The organism is Actinomyces denticolens (genome assembly GCF_002072185.1).
GTDB classification, from domain to species: domain Bacteria; phylum Actinomycetota; class Actinomycetes; order Actinomycetales; family Actinomycetaceae; genus Actinomyces; species Actinomyces denticolens.
Window position 1 is genome coordinate 25,457 of the sequence record NZ_MVIW01000017.1, and the last position, 19,946, is coordinate 45,402.

At 72.3% G+C, this 19,946-nt stretch carries 14 protein-coding genes and 2 tRNA genes; 5 read left to right on the forward strand and 11 right to left on the reverse strand.

Annotated elements, in window-relative coordinates:
- Positions 1 to 6: 6 nt before the first annotated feature.
- The 11 genes from B1H55_RS06415 to B1H55_RS06465 form a co-directional block, all read right to left on the reverse strand.
- Positions 7 to 1,206, reverse strand: a complete 1,200-nt coding sequence (locus B1H55_RS06415) for a PrsW family intramembrane metalloprotease (RefSeq protein ID WP_096519467.1) — start codon at positions 1,204 to 1,206, stop codon at positions 7 to 9.
- On the reverse strand, positions 1,203 to 1,835 hold the full coding sequence (locus tag B1H55_RS06420) for a hypothetical protein (protein ID WP_077241044.1): 633 nt from the start codon (positions 1,833 to 1,835) through the stop codon (positions 1,203 to 1,205). Before B1H55_RS06420 ends, B1H55_RS06415 begins: the two co-directional genes overlap by 4 nt.
- A gap of 11 nt (positions 1,836 to 1,846) precedes the next feature.
- Positions 1,847 to 3,028, reverse strand: coding sequence for a glycosyltransferase family 4 protein (locus tag B1H55_RS06425; RefSeq protein WP_077241043.1), 1,182 nt, complete (start codon positions 3,026 to 3,028; stop codon positions 1,847 to 1,849).
- Positions 3,025 to 4,029 carry a phosphatidylinositol mannoside acyltransferase gene (locus tag B1H55_RS06430; RefSeq protein WP_073454206.1) on the reverse strand — a complete coding sequence of 335 codons (1,005 nt, stop codon included), beginning with the start codon at positions 4,027 to 4,029 and terminating at the stop codon, positions 3,025 to 3,027. Before B1H55_RS06430 ends, B1H55_RS06425 begins: the two co-directional genes overlap by 4 nt.
- On the reverse strand, positions 4,026 to 4,676 hold the full coding sequence (gene pgsA / locus B1H55_RS06435) for a phosphatidylinositol phosphate synthase (RefSeq protein ID WP_077241042.1): 651 nt from the start codon (positions 4,674 to 4,676) through the stop codon (positions 4,026 to 4,028). Before pgsA ends, B1H55_RS06430 begins: the two co-directional genes overlap by 4 nt.
- A gap of 54 nt (positions 4,677 to 4,730) precedes the next feature.
- A complete protein-coding gene (locus tag B1H55_RS06440) occupies positions 4,731 to 5,342 on the reverse strand; it encodes an HIT family protein (protein WP_073454202.1) in 612 nt (203 codons plus the stop codon).
- A complete protein-coding gene (gene thrS, locus B1H55_RS06445; RefSeq protein ID WP_077241041.1) occupies positions 5,335 to 7,392 on the reverse strand; it encodes a threonine--tRNA ligase in 2,058 nt (685 codons plus the stop codon). Before thrS ends, B1H55_RS06440 begins: the two co-directional genes overlap by 8 nt.
- 79 nt (positions 7,393 to 7,471) lie before the next feature.
- Positions 7,472 to 8,536: a lipid II:glycine glycyltransferase FemX gene (locus B1H55_RS06450; RefSeq protein ID WP_073454198.1), complete on the reverse strand. Its 1,065-nt coding sequence runs from the start codon at positions 8,534 to 8,536 to the stop codon at positions 7,472 to 7,474.
- Between the two features lie 76 nt (positions 8,537 to 8,612).
- Positions 8,613 to 9,851, reverse strand: a complete 1,239-nt coding sequence (locus B1H55_RS06455; RefSeq protein WP_077241040.1) for a carboxylate--amine ligase — start codon at positions 9,849 to 9,851, stop codon at positions 8,613 to 8,615.
- 209 nt (positions 9,852 to 10,060) lie between these two features.
- Positions 10,061 to 10,132 (reverse strand) — tRNA-Val (locus B1H55_RS06460).
- 1 nt (position 10,133) lies between these two features.
- Positions 10,134 to 10,206: transfer RNA gene (locus tag B1H55_RS06465), tRNA-Gly, on the reverse strand.
- A gap of 166 nt (positions 10,207 to 10,372) precedes the next feature.
- Here B1H55_RS06465 and glgX point away from each other — a divergent pair.
- The 5 genes from glgX to B1H55_RS06490 all read left to right on the forward strand — a co-directional run bounded on the left by glgX (position 10,373) and on the right by B1H55_RS06490 (position 19,946).
- A complete protein-coding gene (gene glgX / locus B1H55_RS06470) occupies positions 10,373 to 12,727 on the forward strand; it encodes a glycogen debranching protein GlgX (protein WP_231952531.1) in 2,355 nt (784 codons plus the stop codon).
- Positions 12,728 to 12,792: 65 nt separating this feature from the next.
- Complete coding sequence (gene treY, locus B1H55_RS06475) at positions 12,793 to 15,504, forward strand: malto-oligosyltrehalose synthase (protein WP_080461645.1); 2,712 nt, start codon at positions 12,793 to 12,795, stop codon at positions 15,502 to 15,504.
- Positions 15,501 to 17,315, forward strand: a complete 1,815-nt coding sequence (gene treZ / locus B1H55_RS06480) for a malto-oligosyltrehalose trehalohydrolase (RefSeq protein WP_080461646.1) — start codon at positions 15,501 to 15,503, stop codon at positions 17,313 to 17,315. Before treY ends, treZ begins: the two co-directional genes overlap by 4 nt.
- Before the next feature lie 787 nt (positions 17,316 to 18,102).
- Positions 18,103 to 18,660, forward strand: coding sequence for a DUF3000 domain-containing protein (locus B1H55_RS06485; RefSeq protein ID WP_096519583.1), 558 nt, complete (start codon positions 18,103 to 18,105; stop codon positions 18,658 to 18,660).
- A 44-nt stretch (positions 18,661 to 18,704) separates the two neighbouring features.
- Positions 18,705 to 19,946 (forward strand): HRDC domain-containing protein, encoded by a 1,242-nt coding sequence (locus B1H55_RS06490; protein ID WP_231952534.1) that lies wholly within the window; start codon positions 18,705 to 18,707, stop codon positions 19,944 to 19,946.

A 19,946-nucleotide genomic window follows, 5' to 3' on the forward strand; every position in this document is an offset into this window, starting at 1 on the left:
GCCATCTCAGCGCTGCCCCATGTAGACGGCGCGCGAGTCCACGACGCGGCCGAGGAGGGCCTTCTCGGAAGCGGCGAAGTCGCCCGCGGAGTGCCCCTCCATGGCGCCCTGACGCAGATTGGCCAGTTGGACGGAGGCGGCCTGGAAGTCGCGCATGGCCCGCTTGGCGTTCGGGCCGCGCCTCCTGGCCCACCTGCGCGCGGCCCGGCGCCCGGCGGATGTGGTGAGCATGGTGACCTCGGCCTCGTGGTACCAGCCGGCCTGCCCGTACTCGCGCAGCCTCGCGCGCATCCGGAGCCTCTCGCGCCAGCGCAGGGCCAGGACGACGGCGATGGAGGCGATGAACAGGGGGACCTCGACGATGAAGTAGAGCGTGAGGTTGCTCGACAGCGCGCCGTTCCAGAAGGCGTGCAGGCAGATCGCCCCGGCCAGGCCCATCGGGGTGGTCCACAGCCAGGCCAGGCGCGAGCGCATCCTGGCCGAGGCGCCGATCGCCACGCCGGTGCAGGAGGTGAACATGATGTGCGCGAACGGCGACATGATGCCCCGCAGCACGAAGGTGCGGGCGAGATTGTCCTGGTTCTGCAGGAAGTAGAGGATGTTCTCGGAGAAGGCGAAGCCGGCGGCCACGACGGCCGCGTAGACGATGCCGTCGACGGCGCCGTTGAAGGAGCGCCGCGAGAGCAGGAAGATGAGGAGCACGCCCAGCCCCTTGGTGCTCTCCTCGACGACGGGCGCGGTGATGACGGCGCTGACGTACTGGAAGTCGTTGGTGGCGCCGGCCAGGAGGATGGTGGCACTGGTGTTGGCCACCATGGAGATCACCGTGGACACGCCGACTCCCCACAGGAAGGCCAGCAGGAGCATCCCGAGCGGCTCCGGCTCCCAGCGGTCGATCCACCACACGGTGGTCAGGACGATGGCCAGCGGCACGAGGGCGAGGAGGGTCATCTGGACGAGGCTGGAGCCGCTGGTTGCGATGGAGGCCAGCACGTAGAGCATGATGCCGGCGCCGATAACGCCGGCCGCCACGATCAGGCCGACGACGACGCGGCGCCGGCGCGCGCGGCGCATGGCGACGGGATCGGCCCAGTCGGGGGCGGAGGGGGAGGCGAAAACGTCCTCGTGACGTGTGGGGCGGGGGGCCCAGGCCGAGCGCCGGTAGCCTGCGCGCGGCGCCCATCCAGAGCTTCCGGGTGCGGTCATGATGCCTCCTGATCAGGGGATGGCTCGATGTCGTCATCGATGTCGAAGGCGCTGGGCATCGGGGCGCACCCGGCCAGCCGCAGCAGGCGCACCGCGGGGGTGGAGCGCAGCCTGCGGGCCTCGGCGACGTGCGTGTTGTGGAAGCGGCGGGCCAGGACGACGCGCGCACCGGCCCGCTCGAGGCGGTCGACGGCCTCGGTGCCCAGCTCGGTGCCGCGCAGTTCGGCCCTGGCCTCGGCATCGACGGCGGCGCGGATCACCCGGGAGAGGTCTGATTCGACGGCGGCCCGGGAGCGCCCCGGGGCGCCGGCGGCGGGCGCCGCCCTGCGCCCGGAGGTGTCGAGGGGGTCGAGTCCGTCGGGGACGATCGGGTGCTCGCAGTCGAGCGCCTCATGGGCGGCGCGCTGGAGGAGCATCGCCGAGGCGGCGTCGAGCAGTCCCGTTGAGCCGAGGTCGACGGCGGCCTGCGCCCTGTAGGCCAGGTGCTTCTCGAGCGTGGCGCGGGCGCCGAGGACCTGCCGGTGGAGGCGGTCGACCCTCACGGCGATCGCGTAGAGCCTCCAGCCGAGCACCAGCATGAGGAGCAGGATGGCGATGACCGGCAGGAGGATGGACTCGAGTCCGTTCATGGGGATCCTTCTCAATCGTCGAGGGCGTCTCTCAGGCGCCCGAGCGCGGTGCGCTGGCCCGGGGCGACGGTGATTCGGGTGTGGGCGGTGGACAGCGCCATGTCGTAGACGTCGAGGACGGCGTCGGTGACCCGGGCCCAGTCGTAGCGGCCGACGGCCTCAGCGGCGGCGCGTCGGCGGGCATCGGCGGCCTCGTCCTGGGTGAGGGTGTCGATGATGGCCCGGGCGAGGGCGGCGCTGTCGCCATTGGTGAACAGCGCGCCGAGCCGGCCGCCCTGGAGGACGTCGGAGAAGGCGGTCAGGTCGGAGGCGACGACCCGGGTGCCGGCGGCCATGGCCTCGACGAGGACGATGCCGAAGGACTCCCCGCCGGTCTGCGGGGCGACGTAGCAGGTGGCCGAGGCGAGCATGGCGGCCTTGTCCTCGTCGCTCACCCCGCCGAGGAAGGTGATGGCGCCCCCGAATCGGGCGAGTTCGCGCCGCTGCTCCTCGGCCTGGCCGCGCCCGGCGATGAGGAAGCGCGCGCCCGGGACGGCATCGAGGACGGCGGGGATGGCGCCGGCGAGCACGGCCAGCCCCTTGCGGGGCTCGTCGAGCCGTCCGAGGAAGGAGATCGTGGGGGCCCCGTGGGCGCCCGCGAAGCGCGGGTCGTCCTTGGGTGCGGAGGCGAAGGGGGCGACGTTGACGCCGTTGGGGATGACGACGGCGTCGCCGCCGTGGTACTGGATGAGGGTGCGCCGGGCCTCCTCGGACACGGCGATGCGAGCGGTGATGCGCTCCATGAGGGGGGTGGCCATCGGGGAGAGCAGGCCCCGGGCCAGCGAGCGGTCCATGGCGGCGTGGAAGGTGCCCACGACCGGGCACGTGGCCGACTGGAGAGCGAGCATCCCGATGCTCGGCGTGATCGGCTCGTGGATGTGGAGCAGGTCGTACTGGCCGTCGGCCAGCCAGCGCCGCACCCGGCGGGCCACGCGCGCCCCGAAGCTGAGGCGGGCCACGGACCCGTTGTAGGGGATGGCGACGGAGTCCCCGGCGGAGGTCATCCAGTCGGGCAGCTCGACGTCCTCCGAGGCGGGCGCCAGCGCGCCGACGTCGTAGCCGCGGCTGATGAGCTCGGTGGCCAGGTCCATGACATGGGCCTGGACCCCTCCGTGGGCGTCCATGGAATAGGGGCAGACGAGTCCGATCCTCATGCGGGTCCCTCCTGCTCCCGGGCGTGGCGCCTGGCCAGGCGCTCGTGGTCGAGGTCAGCGTCGTAGACGGGTTGGAGCATATGCCAGTCCTCGGGATGAGCGGCAAGGCTGGGGGCGAGGGCCGCCACCCACGCCCTCGTCCAGGCGGTGATGAGCTCGCGGGCATCGCCGTCGCCCCGAGCGTCCTCCCCGCCCCGGGGGGCGGGCACCTTGACGAGGGTGAGGACGATGCCCCATCGCCCCCCGGCGCGGCGACGGCGCTCGCCGCTGAGGCGCTCGTAGTGGATGGCGGTGGCATACAGCGGCAGACCGAGGCGGTGCGCCAGGGCGGCGGGCCCGGCGGCCACGCGGATCGTGTGGCCGAGGAGATCCGCCTCGATGCCCGCCGACGACAGGTCCCTGTCCGCCAGGAGGGCGACGAGGCGGCGCTGCTCTCCGGCCGCGGCGACGAGCGGCTCGAAGACCCTCTCGCCATGCCCCTGCCCGATGACGCGCATGCCGAGCGATGTGCGGAAGCTGACGAACTGGTCGAAGAGATCGGCGGGCTCCAGGCGCTCGGCGACGGTGAGCACGCCGACGAGCTCGGACGAGGCCCAGGCGCCGGCCAGGTCCCAGTTGCCCATGTGGGCGAGCGCCAGGACGACGCTGCCACCCTGGAGGTCCTCGCGCAGCGTGGGGGGCAGGTCGGCCCGGACACGGGCGCGGATGCGCTCCTGGCCGACGCCGGGCAGGGCGAAGGCCTCGTAGAAGTAGCGCATGTAGGAGCGCATTCCGGCGCGGGACAGCGCGCGGATCCGGCGCCGCGGGGTGCCGACGGGCATGATCCTGGCCAGGTTGCGCTCGAGCTGGCCCACCCCGCCGCCTCGGGAGGGCAGCACGCGCTGGCGGGCCCACAGCGCGTCGCCGGCGGCGTGGGCGAGGGCGTAGCCGAGGCCGGTGGGCAGGCGCCTGGCGCCCCGCCAGGCGAGGCGGTAGGCGTCCTCGACGCGGGGCCGCCTCACCCGGCGGCTCCCGCGCTGCCGCCCGCGGGCACGCCGGCGAGCTGGGCCCGAACGGTGAGGACCCTCTGGACGACCGTGATGAGGGAGGCCGTGGTGACGAGCGCGAGCCCCGCGGTGATGACCCACTGGGGGGCGCCCAGGCCCACGGCGAGCACGGCCAGGCCGATGGCGACGAGGCGGTCAGTGCGCTCGGCGATGCCCACGGAGGCCTTCGCGCCCACGGACTCGGCGCGGGCGCGGGCGTAGGGAACGGCCGCGCCGAGCACAACCGCCGCCAGGGCCAGGGCGATCGTCCAGGTCCTCAGGGGCCCGGGCTCCAGGTGCGTGGCGGCCCACATGGCGAGCGAGCCGAAGACGGCGCCGTCGGCGAGGCGGTCCATGGTGGAGTCGAGGAAGGCCCCGAAGGCTGAGGAGGCGCCCGTGGCGCGGGCGAGGATGCCATCGAAGGAGTCGGCCACGAGCAGGCAGGTCAGCAGGAGGGGGCCGAGGATGAAGCGGCCCTGGGGGATGGTGAGGACGGCCGCGGTGATGGAGGCGGCGGTCCCGGCAACGGTGAGCATGTTGGGGGTGATCCCGGCCTTGGCCAGGAGCAGGGCCGGCCTGGTGAACAGGGCCTTTGTCAGGCCTCTGCCGTGGTTTCCGAGCATGGGCTGCCTCGTGTCTCGTGTCAGTGGGGTGTGGGGCTGCCGGCGCCGCGCCGGTCAGGGCTCGCGGGGCGTCGCGGGCGCGGAGTCCCAGGCGCCGGCGATCATGTCGCGCTGGTCCCCCAGGAGCTGCGGGACGGGCTTGGTCCGCCCGATGATCGGCATGAAGTTGGCATCACCGGTCCAGCGGGGCACGACGTGCTGGTGCAGGTGCGCGGCGATGCCCGCTCCCCCGGTCTCGCCGGCGTTCATGCCGAGGTTGAACCCCTGCGGGTGGCACACCTCGCGCAGGACCTCCATGGAGCGGGCGGAGAGCTGGATGATCTCCACGCGCTCGGCGTCGGTGGCCTCGGTCAGCTCCGAGATGTGCCGATAGGGGCAGATGAGGAGGTGCCCCGTGTTGTAGGGGTAGAGGTTCATGATGACGTAGGCGCGCTCGCCGCGGTGGACGATGAGCGAGTCCTCGTCGCCCCGCCCGGGGGCGGCGCAGAAGGGGCACTGGCCCGGCGTGGAGTCCTTGGGCTTGTCGGCCCCGCCGATGTACACCATGCGATGGGGCGTCCACAGGCGCTGGAAGGCTCCGGGCGCCCCCTCGTGGTAGGGAGGGTCCTCGATCCCGGCCCGCTCGGAGAGCGCTGTCGCGACGGCGGGCGTGGCGTCGTCACTCATGGGCGACGAGCCTCTCGTCGGCCGGGTCGTTGAGGCGCTCGGCGATGACCCGGCGGATGTGGGCGACGGCGTCGTCCACGGGCACGCCGTTGACCTGGTCGCCGCCCCGGAAGCGGAAGGAGACGGCGCCGGCCTCGGCGTCGTCGCCGCCGGCGATGAGCGTGAAGGGGATCTTGTCCTTGGCGGCGTTGCGGATCTTCTTGCCGAAGCGGTCATCGGAGTGGTCGACCTCGACGCGCACCCCGGCGGCGCGCAGCGCGTCGGCGATACCGTCGACGTAGTCGTCGAAGGCCTCGGCCACGGGGATGAGCCGGGCCTGGACCGGGGCCAGCCAGGCGGGGAAGGCGCCGGCGTAGTGCTCGGTGAGCACGCCGATGAAGCGCTCGACACTGCCGAGCTTGGCCGAGTGCAGCATGATGGGGCGCTGGTGGGTGCCGTCGGCGGCGGTGTACTCCAGGTCGAAGCGCTCGGGCTGGTTGAAGTCGTACTGGACGGTGGACATCTGCCAGGTGCGGCCGATGGCGTCCTTGACCTGCACGGAGACCTTGGGGCCGTAGAAGGCGGCGCCGCCGGGGTCGGGGACGATCTCGAGCCCGGAGGCCTCGCAGGCCTCGGCCAGTGCCCGAGTGGCCGTCTCCCAGTCCTCGTCGGAGCCGATGAACTTGTCCTTCTTGGCGCCGTCCTCGTCGCGGGTCGACAGCTCGAGGTGGAAGTCGGTGAGCCCGAAGTCCTTGAGGATGGAGATGAAGAAGGCGATCTGGGCCTTGATCTCCTCGGCCGCCTGCTCGGCGGTGCAGTAGGTGTGGGAGTCGTCCTGGGTGAAGCCGCGCATGCGGGTCAGGCCGTGGACGACGCCGGACTTCTCGTAGCGGTAGTCGTGCCCCATCTCGAAGAACCGCAGCGGGAGCTCGCGGTAGGAGCGGCCGCGGGAGCGGAAGATGAGGTTGTGCATGGGGCAGTTCATGGCCTTGAGGTAGTACTCCTGGCCGGCCTTGGTGATGCTGCCCTCCGCGTCGCGCTCCTCGTCGGCGAGCATGGGCGGGAACATGGTGTCCGCGTAGTAGGGCAGGTGGCCCGAGGTGTGGAAGAGCCCGCCCTTGGAGATCTCGGGGGTGTGGACGAATTCGAAGCCGTACTCGCGGTGGCGGTCGATGACGTGGCTCTCGATCTCGTGGCGCAGCATCGCCCCCTTGGGATGGAAGACGACGAGGCCCGGGCCGATCTCCTCGGGGAAGGAGAAGAGGTCGAGCTCGGCGCCGAGCTTGCGGTGGTCGCGCCGCTCGGCCTCCTTGATGCGCTCCTGGTAGGCGGTCAGGTCCTCCTTGGAGGCCCAGGCGGTGCCGTAGATGCGCTGGAGGGAGTCGCCGGACTGGTCGCCCTTCCAGTAGGCGGAGGACGACTTGGTCAGGGCGAAGCCGTTGCCGATGAGCCTGGTGCTGGGCAGGTGGGGGCCCCGGCACAGGTCCTTCCAGGCCACCGTGCCGTCGCGGCGGACATTGTCGTACATGGTCAGGCCGCCCGAGCCGACCTCCACGGAGGCGGACTCTGCGCCGGCGCCCTTGGTGGTGATGAGCTCGAGCTTGTAGGGCTGGTCGGCGAGCTCGGCGCGGCCCTCGGCCTCGGAGATGTCGCGGCGGACGAAGCGCTGCCCCTCCTTGACGATGCGCTTCATGCGCTTCTCGATCTCGCGCATGAGCTCGGGGGTGACGGCGTCGATCCCCCCGAAGTCGTAGTAGAAGCCGTCGGTGATGAAGGGGCCGATGCCGAGGTTGACGTCTGGGAAGATCTCCTGGACGGCCTGGGCCATGACGTGGGTGGCGCTGTGGCGCAGGATGGCCAGGCCGTCCTCGGAGTCCAGCGCGATGGGCTCGACGGTGGCGCCGGCGGGGATCTCGCGAGCCAGGTCCCAGGGCTCGCCGTCGACCCGCATGGCGACCGCGCCGAGCCGAGCCTCCTCGGCGAAGAGCTCGGTGCCCGTCGTCCCCGCCGCGATGGCGCGGGCGGCGCCGTCGATGGTCACGTCGATGGTCTGCGGGATCTGGGAGGGCACTGCGATCTCCTTGGCTTGGTGAGTGCGGGGCGCGCCGCGGACGGCACGCGGTGCAGTCTACGCAGAGTGCTCGAACTTCTCAGTGCCGGCCGAGACGCCCGCGAAGGGCCTTGTAGGCGCCCTTGCCGGTCTTGGCTGCGCGCAGCGCGGCGTACATGGCCCGGTTGACGGGCACGTCCCAGGCGCCGTCGACCTCGGTGGGGTGCTTGGCGTAGCGCTTCTTGTACATGCCGACCTGGTAGAGCTCGGGCACGCGGGGCGAGTCGGCGCCCATGAGGTCCAGGCCGCGGTAGCCCTCCTCGGCGAGGGTCCGGGCGGCCCACCAGTCGAGGGCCTCGGCGCCGCGGAAGCGCCGGGATTCGGTGGAGGATGCTCCGTAGTAGGCGGTCGCGTCCTTGCCGGATGTGGTGATGAGGTCCCAGCAGTGCGGGACGCCGTCGCGGCGCAGCACGAAGAGCCGGGCGTGCTCGGGGCCGAGCGAGGTGAGCATGGACCAGTAGACGTCGGCGGGGTGGGGGCGGAAGCCGTCGCGCCGGGCGGTCTCGGCGAGGACCTCGTAGACGGCGGCGAACTCGCCGCGCTCCAGGCCCGTCTCGTCGCTGATGGTGCAGCCGGCCTCGTCGGCCACGCGCTGGGCGCGCTTGACGGCGCGGCGCCCGTCCTTGGGCATGGCGGCGGCGATGGCGTCGGGCGTGCGCGGGGTGAGGTCGATGATGAAGGTGCGGTCGTAGGTGATGGTGTTGAGCAGCTCGTGGAGGTCCGGGGCGCTGTAGCGGGCGTGCATGCGCAGGAAGGGGATCGCGCGGTCGCGCCGGCGGATCTCGGCGCGCAGGAGCTCGCGCAGGTGGGCCTCGCGCTCGGGGGACTGCTCCTTGAGCCAGGTGGGACCGTGCTTGGCCCACAGGAAGGGGCGCCCGCCGATGGTGTCGGCGTAGATGGCGATGGCGGCCACGGGCTTGCCGTCCTCACCGACGTAGAGGTACCGGCCCCACAGGGCGTGGCCCTGGGAGGCCTCGTAGCGCTCCCAGGCCTCGGTCTGCTCGATGCTCACCGGCGTGTTGCCGATGGCCAGGCGCATCTCGCGCCCATCGACTCGCCTGAGAGTCTCGGGGCGCCCGATGGCGGGGTGATCGTTGCTGGTCATCGTCGTGCTCCTCGCGCGGGTTGGTCAGGGAACGGGGTGGGGCCGCGCGGTCGGCGCCGGGACGCCGGGCCGCGCGTCAGTAGGACAGGTCTGTGGGCTCAGGGTAGTAGCGCTTGAACTTCCGGTAGTGGTTGAGGCGCTGGGCCTCGACGAGGGCGGCGCGCACCAGGGAGCGGTCGGCGCGATCGCGCAGGGGGTCCGCGCCGGGGGCGAGCGAGCGGACCCGGGCGGCCAGGGCGTCGTCGCGGACGTAGCGCAGCAGCAGGCGCGTAGGCACCAGGGAGTAGAGGATCTCCTCGGTGACCTCCTTGCGGGGCAGGGGCGCGCCGTCGATGAGGTCGGCGAGCATGGGGACCATGGGATTGGCACCGGCCGCCGTCATGTAGAAGGAGTTGCGGCCGATGCGCGGGTTGATCTCGAAGAAGACGGGCTCGCCGGTGGCGGGGTCGATCTTGACGTCGAAGTTGGCGAAGCCGCGGTAGTCGGCGGCGGTGAGGATGCGCTCGGCGCCGGCCCACAGCTCGGGGAAGGCCTCGGTGATCATGGCGACGGGGTTGCCGATCATCGTGGGGGCGTGGTCCTCCAGGAGGACGCGCGCCGAGCCGATGAGCCTGACGGTGCCGTCGGAGCCGACGTAGGCGGTGATGGAGCGCATGGCCGTGTTGTCGCCGGCGATGAGCTCCTGGACGACGAAGGTGGAGCGGAAGCCGGCCTCGCGCAGGTCGGCCCACAGGGAGTCGAGTTCGGCGGCACTGTCGATGAACCAGATCTTGCGCTTGCCGGGGAACTCGACGGCGTCGTAGGCGGCGCCCACGGCCGCTTTGGCCACGAGCGGGAAGGGGATGCCGATGGCGGGGGCGGCCCAATCGGGGGCGTCGGCGCCCGAGAAGTCGACGACGACCTGCCGGGGGCTGCGCACGCCGGCCTCGTCGCAGATGCGGCCGAAGGCGCCCTTGTCGGAGACGCGGTCGATGACGTCGACGTCCGGGAAGGGCACGGCGTAGACCGGCTCGAGGTCGCTCCGCAGGGAGGCCAGGATGGTCGCCATGGCGTCGGTGTTGGCCATGACGACGGCGCTGCGGGGCTCGCGCCCGGCCGCCAGGCCGGTCAGGGCGTCGCGGATCTCGTCCCGGGTGGCATGGGCTGGCAAGGGCGCGGTGTCGATGTAGGTGGAGCGCCGGATGGCGCCGATGGGCGCATTGGCCAGGACGGTGACCCGCCGACCGGTGGCCTCGTGCAGCTGGCGGGCGATGGCGTAGACGCCGATGTCACCGCCGATGACGACGGGCAGGATCCGCTCGTGCCGTGCGGTCATCCGTGGTCCTCCTGGGGATCGTGTGGGCGGGGCCGTTGGAGCGGGCTCCGCGCCCGTGGTTCAGGGCCGGCGGGACGGGCGCCGTGTCCCCACCGGGGCCAGCCTAGCCGTACCCGAGCCGCATGAGCACGTGAGAGCGATGAGGGAGGCGGCGCTGCGGTGAGCGAAGGCCCGGGGCGCCGCCCGGGCCTGGGTGGAGTCGTGAGGAGTGGGCGATACTGGGTTCGAACCAGTGACCTCTTCCGTGTCAGGGAAGCGCGCTACCGCTGCGCCAATCGCCCGAGCGGATGACGGGACTCGAACCCGCGACCCTCACCTTGGCAAGGTGATGCTCTACCAACTGAGCCACATCCGCATGCTCGCACCGCATCACGGCGCGGGCAGAAACGTAGCAGGGGCCGCACGGCCTTGCCAAATCCGCCCCGTCCGCCCGGCGCATGACCTCCGTCACGCCGTCTCACGCGCGTCGTCAAGCCGCAAGGTCCCGCTCCTGGACGCCGCGCCATGGCAAGGTATCGCATATGGACACCAGCACGGGCACCCCCCAACCGACTCGCGCGCCACTGCCGACGGCGACCGAGCCGTCGTCCCCTGAGCCTGCGGCACCCCCCGCTCCCGAGGCACTCGCCGACCCCCTCGCCCCCTCCCCCGAGCCCGCGAAGCCCGACACCGCCCCCGCCGCATCCGCCGACGCACCGATCGTCTGGCCGGGTCGGCCCGCGCCGCTGGGCGCCACCTTCGACGGCTCCGGCACCAACTTCGCACTGTTCTCCTCCGTCGCCTCCGGCGTCGACCTGTGCCTCTTCGACGACGCCGGGACCGAGACCCGCGTGCCCCTGACCGAGGTGGACGCCGGCGTCTGGCACGGCTACCTGCCCTCGGTCTACCCCGGCCAGGTCTACGGCTACCGCGTCCACGGCCCCTACGATCCCGGCTCGGGCCACCGCTGCGACCCCTCCAAGCTCCTCCTGGACCCCTACGCCAAGGCGATCTCAGGCCAGGTGTCCCCCTCCCCCAGCCTGTACTCCTACAACTTCGACGCCCCCGACACCCGCAACGAGTCCGACTCCGCGCCCGCCACGATGCGCTCGATCGTCATCTCCCCCTTCTTCGACTGGGGCCACGACCGCCCGCCGGCCCACCCCTACCACGAGACGATCATCTACGAGGCCCATGTCAAGGGCATGACCGAGCTGCACCCGGAGATCCCCGCCGAGCTGCGCGGCACCTACGCGGGCCTGGCGCAGCGCCCCGTCATCGACCACCTCAAGGCACTGGGCATCACGGCGATCGAGCTCATGCCCGTCCACCAGTTCGTCAACGACACGCACCTGCAGGAGAAGGGCCTGTCGAACTACTGGGGCTACAACACCATCGGCTTCTTCGCCCCGCACAACGCCTACGCCGCCTACGGCGAGGCCGGTCAGCAGGTCCAGGAGTTCAAGTCCATGGTCAAGGCCTTCCACGAGGCCGATATCGAGGTGATCCTCGACGTCGTGTACAACCACACGGCCGAGGGCAACCACATGGGCCCCACGCTGTCCTTCAAGGGCATCGACAATGCCGCCTACTACCGGCTCGTCGACGGCTCCCAGGAGCACTACTTCGACACCACGGGCACCGGCAACTCCCTGCTCATGCGCTCCCCGGCGGTTCTGCAGATGATCATGGACTCGCTGCGCTACTGGGTCACCGAGATGCACGTCGACGGCTTCCGCTTCGACCTGGCCTCCACTCTCGCCCGTCAGTTCCACGAGGTCGACAAGCTCAGCGCGTTCTTCGACATCATCCACCAGGACCCCGTGCTCTCCCAGGTCAAGCTCATCGCCGAGCCCTGGGACGTGGGTGACGGCGGCTACAACGTCGGCGGCTTCCCCGCCCTGTGGAGCGAGTGGAACGGCCGCTACCGGGACACGGTCAGGGACTTCTGGCGGGGCGAGCCCTCCACCCTGGGCAACTTCGCCTCGCGGATCACCGGATCCTCCGACCTCTACCAGAACTCCGGCCGCACGCCGGTGGCCAGCGTCAACTTCGTCACCGCGCACGACGGCTTCACCCTGCGCGACCTCGTGTCCTACAACGACAAGCACAACGAGGCCAACGGGGAGGGCGGCGCCGACGGCGACAACGCCAACCGCTCGTGGAACTGCGGTGCGGAGGGCCCCACGGATGACCCGGCCGTCCTGGAGCTGCGCAGTCGCCAGGCACGCAACTTCCTGGCCACCATCCTCTTCAGCCAGGGCGTGCCCATGATCTGCCACGGCGACGAGATGGGCCGCACCCAGAACGGCAACAACAACGCCTACTGCCAGGACAACGAGCTGACCTGGGTCCACTGGGACCTCGACGGCGAGGCCCGCGAGCTCCTGCGGTTCACCTCGGACATGATCCGCCTGCGCCAGGAGCACCCCGTACTGCGCCGTCGTCGATTCTTCTCCGGGGCCGCGGGCCACGGCGGCGAATCGGACATGGGCGAGATCGAGTGGCTCGGCCCCTCCGGGGCGCGCATGACCGACGAGGACTGGGCGACCTGGTACGCCCGCGCCATGGCCGTCTTCCTCAACGGCGAGGCCATCGCCGAGCCCGACGAGCGCGGCCAGCGGATCGTCGACGACTCCATCCTCATCCTCATCAACGCCGCCGGGGAGGACATCACCTTCACCATCCCCGACGCCGACCACGCGCCGGCCTGGAGGATCGCCCTCGACACGGCGCCCGCCACGGACGAGGTGCACCCCGGGGCGCTGCGGGCCGGCCAGCAGGTCGTCGTCGAGGCGCATTCGATCCTCTTCCTCGTCTCCGACGAGCAGGCGGACCAGGGCCCGGAGCCGCAGGAGCGGGGAGGCTCCGCCCGCACGGGCCCGAGGCGTTCCTGATACGGTCCGGGCAACCGCCCTGACCACCCCATGAGGCAGTCCTGACCCCCAGGAGGACCGAGAGCATGACCGATCACCGCACCTCGACCACCTCCCCGGACCACGCCGACCCGCGCCGGCCCCCCGCGGGCCCCGCGCCGACCGGCGGCACCCCCTCCCCCGCGCAGGCGGCGCCGCAGACCGGCTACGCCCCCTGGTCCGGCCACCTGCCGGGCGAGGGACGGCGCGCCCCCGTGAGCACCTACCGCCTCCAGCTGGGCGCGGACCTGGACTTCGACACCGCCCGGGCCCTCCTGCCCTACCTGGTCGACCTCGGCATCACCGACCTCTACCTCTCGCCCATCCTCCAGGCCGCGCCCGGCTCCACCCACGGCTACGACGTCGTCGACCACACCCGCATCTCCGAGCCCATGGGGGGCAGGGAGGGGCTGGAGCGCCTGGCCGGCGCCGCCCACGAGGCGGGTCTGGGCGTCGTCGTCGACATCGTCCCCAACCACATGGCCGTTCCCACTCCCGGCTGGTCCAATCTGCCCCTGTGGTCGGTTCTGCGCGATGGCCCCGAGTCCCCCTACGCGCACTGGTTCGACGTGTCGGTCGATGAGCCGATCCTCATGCCGATCCTGGGAGCGCGCATCGGCCGCGTCCTGGCCGACGACGAGCTGCGCCTGGAGCGGATCGTCGTGCCCACCGAGCCCGAGCGGGGCGAGCAGTGGGTGCTGCGCTACTTCGACCACGTCTTCCCAGTCGCCGAGGGCACCGAGTCCCTGCCCATGGCCGTGCTCGTCGAGCAGCAGTTCTACCGCCTGGCCTACTGGAAGGTCGGCGATGAGGAGACGAACTACCGCCGCTTCTTCGACGTCGGCACGCTCGCCGCCATCCGCGTGGAGGACCCGGTCGTCTTCGAGGGCTCGCACGCGCTCATCACCGAGCTCATCGGGAACGGCACGATCGACGCGCTGCGTGTGGACCACCCCGATGGCCTGGCCGACCCCGGCGGCTACCTGGCGCGCCTGAGCGAGGCCACCGGCCAGGCGTGGATCGCCGCGGAGAAGATCCTGGCGCCCGATGAGTCCCTTCCCCCCTCATGGCCGGTCGCCGGCACGACGGGCTACGACGCCGCCTGGCGCATCGACCAGTTGCAGGTCGATCCCGCGGGCTCGGCGCGCCTGGGCATGCTCATGCACGAGCTCGCCGGTGAGGGGCCGATCGACTACCCGCGCGTCGTCGAGACCGCCAAGCGGGAGGTCATCGGCGGCTCCCTGGCCGCGGAGGTCTACCGGCTCGCGGACATCCTCGACCGCCTCACCTCCCTGGACGTGCGCCTGCGCGACCACACCCTGCGCGACCTGCACGCCTGCCTCGTCGAGCTGCTCGTGGCCGCGGACCGCTACCGGGCCTACATCGTTCCCGGGCACCCGGCCGACCCCGAGCAGGCCGCCGTCCTGCGCGCCTCCGCCGAGCGCGCCCGTGAGCGGCTGGAGGAGGACCAGGCCGAGACCCTCGATCTCGTCGTCGCACTCCTGCTCGGCGAGCCCGTGGGAAGCGAGGGAATGTCCGACTCCCCACTGCGCGCCGAGGCCATCGTCCGCTTCCAGCAGGTCTGCGGGGCGGTGACCGCCAAGGGAGTCGAAGACACCGCCTTCTACCGCTGGATGCATCTGACCAGCCTGACCGAGGTCGGCGGGAACCCCTCCGGCTTCGCCCTGGACCCCGATGAGGCCCATGCCTGGGCCGAGCGCGCCCAGGCCACCTGGCCCGCCACCATGGTCACCTCCACCACCCACGACACCAAGCGCGGGGAGGACGTGCGCGCGCGCCTCGACGTCCTGGCCTCCTACGCCGACGAGTGGACCGACCTCGTCCGCCGGCTGCGCCTCCTGACCGCCGAGGCTCGGCCCATGGACCTCGACGGGCGCAGCGAACTCCTCCTGTGGCAGGTGCTGTGGGGCACCTGGGCCCCCGGCAGCGCTGACCCGATGACCCCCGAGCGGCTGACGGCCTACCTCATCAAGGCCTCCCGGGAGCAGAAGACCTGGACCACGTGGACCAGTCCGGACACCGCCCGCGAGGAGGCGCTCACCGGCTACGCCGCCCACCTGCTCACCGATCCCGCCGTCGCCGAGCAGATCGAGGCCTTCGCCTCGCTCACCGCCCGCGAGACCCGCGCGATCATCCTGGCGAACAAGGCCCTCGCCCTGACCTGGCTCGGCGTGGCCGACGTCTACCAGGGCTCGGAGATCACCCGAACCAGTCTCGTCGACCCGGACAACCGCCGACCGGTGGACTACCGCGGCGAGGCCGGCCTGGAGCGGATGCTGTCCCACCTGGACTCCGGCACCCCCGCGCGCGGCCTGGATGAGGAGAAGCTCGCCCTGACCGCCGCGCTTCTGCGCCTGCGCAGGAGCCGCCCCGAGACCTTCGTCGGGTCGCGCTCCGGCTACCGGGCGATCCCCGTGACCACATCCCACGCCTTCGCCTTCGCCCGCACGCTCGACGGCGAGGAGGATGTCATCGTCGTCGTGCGGCGCCTGGGCAGGCGCCTGGCGACCCTCGGGGGCTGGCGCGAGCACTCCATCGTCCTGCCCGAGGGGCAGTGGTGCTCGGTGACCACCGATGCCCGGACCGGTGGGGGCACGCTCCCCCTGGCCGATCTCATGGGTGATGCGCCCGTCGTCGTCCTGGCCCGCCAGGCCTCCCCCGCGGCCGCGGATGAGGGGGGAGCCGGTGATTCGGCCGAGGGGGCGCGGGCCCACGGGCGGGGGGAGGCCCGGCCGTGACCGGCGCGGGAAGGACCCCCGCCGCGGGCGCGCGCCGCCCCTGGAAGAGCCCCGCCCTGCCCATCGGCGAGCGGGTCCCGGTGTGGGCGCCCGGTGCCGCCGAAGTGGAGCTGAGCCTGCCGGCCACCGGGCGGGCGCTGCCCATGGAGCGCGTCGGCGACGGCTGGTGGGTGAGCCCCCGCGCGCTCGACCCCGGCACGGACTACGCCTTCCGGGTCGACGGCTCCCCCGACCTCCCCGATCCGCGCAGTGCCCGCCAGCCCTATGGCGTCCACGGCCTCTCGCGTTACGTGGATCCCTCGGCGCGGGCGGGTCTGTGGACCGACGACGGGTGGCGCGGCCGGGACGCGCGCGGCGCGGTCATCTACGAGTTGCACGTGGGGACGTTCACGCCCGATGGGACGCTCGACGCCGCGGCGGCGCGGCTGGGGCACCTGGTCCGGCTCGGGGTGGACATGGTCGAGCTCATGCCGCTGGCGCCGTCGCCGGGTGCCTCGGGCTGGGGCTACGATGGCGTGAGCCTGTGGGCGGTCCACGAGCCCTACGGCGGGCCCGAGGCCCTGGCGCGCTTCGTCGACGCCGCGCACCGCGAGGGGATCGCCGTGTGCCTGGACGTCGTCTACAACCACCTCGGCCCCTCGGGGAACTACCTGGGCGCCTTCGGCCCCTACTTCACCGCCGCGCACCACACGCCCTGGGGCGAGGCCGTCAACTTCGACCAGGCCGGCGGTGAGCAGGTGCGCGCCTATGTCATCGACGCGGCCCTGCGCTGGCTGAGGGACTTCCACGTCGATGCCCTGCGCCTCGACGCGATCCACGCCATCGTCGACGACTCCCCCCGCCATGTGCTCGCCGAGCTGTCCGACGCCGTCGCGGCGCTGTCCGGGGAGCTCGGCCGACCGCTGAGCCTCATCGCCGAGTCCGATCTCAACGACGTCGGCGTCATCACCCCCACCGATGAGCCACCGCCCGCGCGCGTGCCCTCGCTGGGCATGACCGCCCAGTGGGCCGACGACGTCCACCACGCCCTGCACGCCCGTCTCACCGGCGAGTCCCAGGGCTACTACGCCGACTTCGCCGCCCCGGGAGCCTGGCTGAAGGCGTACTCCCGCGCCTTCCTCCACGACGGGTCGTGGTCGAGCTTCCGGGGGCGCCCGTGGGGCGCGCCGGTCCCGGAGGGCACGGACCCCCGGCGCTTCGTCGTCTTCTCCTCCAACCACGACCAGGTCGGCAATAGGGCCGTCGGGGACCGGCCGGCCGCCTCGCTGGGCGATGACGCGCTGGCGGGGCAGGCGGCACTCGTACTGCTCAGCCCCTACACGCCGATGCTGTTCATGGGCGAGGAGTGGGGCACGCGACGCCCCTTCCAGTTCTTCACCGACCACGACGACCCCGCTCTGGCAGCGGGCGTGAGCCAGGGGCGCAAGCGGGAGTTCGCTGACTTCGGCTGGTCGTCCGAGGACATCCCGGACCCGCAGTCGCCATCGACGGTGGCCGCCTCGCGCCTGGACTGGGACGAGCCCGGCGCGCCGGAGCACACGCGGATGCTGGACTGGTTCACCCGCCTGATCGCGCTGCGCCGCGCGCTGGAATGGTCGCAGCGCCGGCAATGGCCCGGGGTCGAGGACGCCGACGGCGTCATCACGGTGGCCTACGACGACGTGATCGTCGCGGTCAACCTGTCCGGCCAGGAGCGCCCGGCGCCGGATCATGGTGAGGCCCTCGCCTCGTGGGAGCCCGGGGAGGCGGGCGTCGGCTCGCGCCGCCCGGGCGTCCTCGCGGCGGGCCAGACGCTCATCGCCCGGCGCTGATCGCCGCACGCCCTCCCCCATACCCGCATCCATGGGAACAGCTCACAGGATCTCAGCCTCATACATCTCACGATAACGCGCATATCCGCATCAGTTCCGCATGGGCGCCGACGCTGACCACCGCACCATCGTCTATCACGATGATCCTTTCGGCATGAGCGACCGTGACGAACCTGTGCGATGCGGGCGCAACCGTCGTGTCATCCTCAGGAGCCGCGGCCCACTCACTGCGCGCCCATGGCCCGCAGCGCGTCCACCTCGACCCGCACATACCGTCTCAGCCCGCACATACCGTCTCAGCTCGGCGTTGCGCCCTCATTCTCGCAGTTTGAGGGCGCAGCGTCGGGCCGAGACGGTTTCCCCGGGCCGAGACGGTACCCCGGGGACGAGGGCGCAGCGGGGAAGGACCCGAGCCACCGAGGACCGCAGCAGAATCATCCCGTTCAGATAATTCACGGCTAGTAGGACCCGAGCCGCCGGGGACCGGAGGACTGGCGAGAGGGATCGCATGCTTATTCGCGCACGAACAAAGCGCCTATGCCGGCGGGACGCGCCACGGCGGTGAGGCCTGACAATCCCGCTAAGACCGACATGCGCCCACTGGTTCGCGCCGGGCCTCCCCGCATCCCCGAGCCGGATGCGCCGCGATCCGCCGTCATAGGAACCTGAGGCGCCCCCGGCTACGGCTTCTTGCGGCGTGGCAGCACGGGCTCGGCCTGAGCGCCGGTACCCTGAGGCCGTGAACGACACGAACGGTCCTGCCTCGTCCCCGGAGGCGGCCGCGCAGATCCCTGAGCTATTCGAAGCGGTGCTCCTGTCGATGAGGGGGGCCGACCGGCCCCGCGGCCTCATCCTGGAGGAGGTTCCCGCGCCCCGTCGGCTCGCCCCCTATGCCGCAGCCCTGTCGGCGGAGACGGAGGAGACCGACTCCGGCACGCCGGTGGCCTCCGGCCGCTTCATCGTCCTGCACGATCCCGCGGGGCAGGCCGCCTGGGGCGGCGACCTGCGCGTCGTCGTCATGGTGCGCTCCCGGATCGACGACGAGGTCAGCTCCGACCCGCTCCTGGGCCATGCGGCCTGGACGTGGCTGTCCGATGCCCTCGACGAGGCCGGCGCCGGCCACCGCGCCCTCGTGGGAACCGTCACCAGAGTGGTCTCCGAGACCTTCGGCGGCCTGGAGCTCACCGACTCCTGCGCGCACGCGGAGATCCGAGCCTCCTGGTCGCCATCCACCACCGACCTCGCCCCGCACCTGGCCGCCTGGTACCAGGCGCTCCACGCGGCCGCGGGGCATGAGCCCGAAATGGCCTTCCCCATGCTCGCCCTCGCGGGATGGGCCCGGTGAGGCGGGCCGTACCGGTCAGCCGATTCGGAACGACCGAGGAGCCGGTGCCCGCCGATGAGGTCGTCCCCTACCGGCGACCCGCCGAAGGGCTTCCCCCACTGACGGACTCCCCCGGGGCGCTGGCGCTGGCCGCTTCCGCGATCGCGGGGGGCGCAGGACCCATCGCCGTCGACGCCGAGAGGGCATCGGGCTTCCGCTACGGCCAGGACGCCTATCTCATCCAACTGCGGCGCGCCGGCGCCGGAACCGTCCTGGTCGACCCGGTCTCGGCCGGGCCCCTCGACGCCCTCGCCGCGGCCCTGGACGGGCCCGAGTGGATCATGCACGCGGCCGACCAGGACCTGCCCTGCCTGGCCGATGTGGGACTGACCCCCCGGGAGGTCTTCGACACCGAGCTCGCGGCCAGGCTGCTCGGCCGCGAGCACGTGGGCCTCGGCGCGGTCATCGAGGAGACGCTCGGCCTGAGGCTGGCCAAGGACCACGCGGCCGCCGACTGGTCCACCCGCCCCCTGCCGGACTCCTGGCTCGTCTACGCCGCCCTCGACGTCGAGTTCCTCGCCGAGCTGAGGGAGGCCCTCGCCGCCGAGCTGGCCGACGCGGGGAAACTCGAGTGGGCCATGCAGGAGTTCGAGGCGGTGCGGACGCGCGGCCCCAGACCGCCGAAGACCGACCCCTGGCGCAGGACGCCGCGCGCGGGAACCGCCGTCCGCTCCAGGCGCTCGCTGGCGGTGCTGCGGGAGGTCTGGACCGCCCGGGAGGACCTCGCCGCCGAGCTCGATCGGACGCCGTCGAAGATCCTTTCCCACCGCGCCGTGGTCTCCGCGGCGATCGCCTGCCCGACCTCGCGGCGCAAGCTCTTCGCGCTCAAGGACTTCTCCTCCCGCCAGGCGCGCCAGCACTCCGAGGTGTGGTGGCGGGCGGTGGAGCGGGCACTCAGCCTTCCCGACGAGGAGCTCCCACCGCTGCGCTCCCCGCTCGCGCCCGGCGAGCTGCCCCAGCCGCGCTCATGGGCGCGCCGCCACCCCGAGGCCGCGCGGCTCCTCGACGTCGTCCGCTCCTGCGTACGGGCGCACGGCGAGCGGATCCGCGTGCCCCAGGAGCTGCTCCTCGCTCCCGAATCGCAGCGCCGCCTCGCCTGGGACCTCGGCCATGAGATGGCCCGGGGAGGCCATCCGGCGATCGACCCGGAGTCCGTGGCGGCGCGCCTGGAGGATCTCGACGCCCGGCCCTGGCAGGTCGAGCAGTGCGCCGATCCCCTGTCCCGAGCGCTGCGCCGAGCCGTCTAG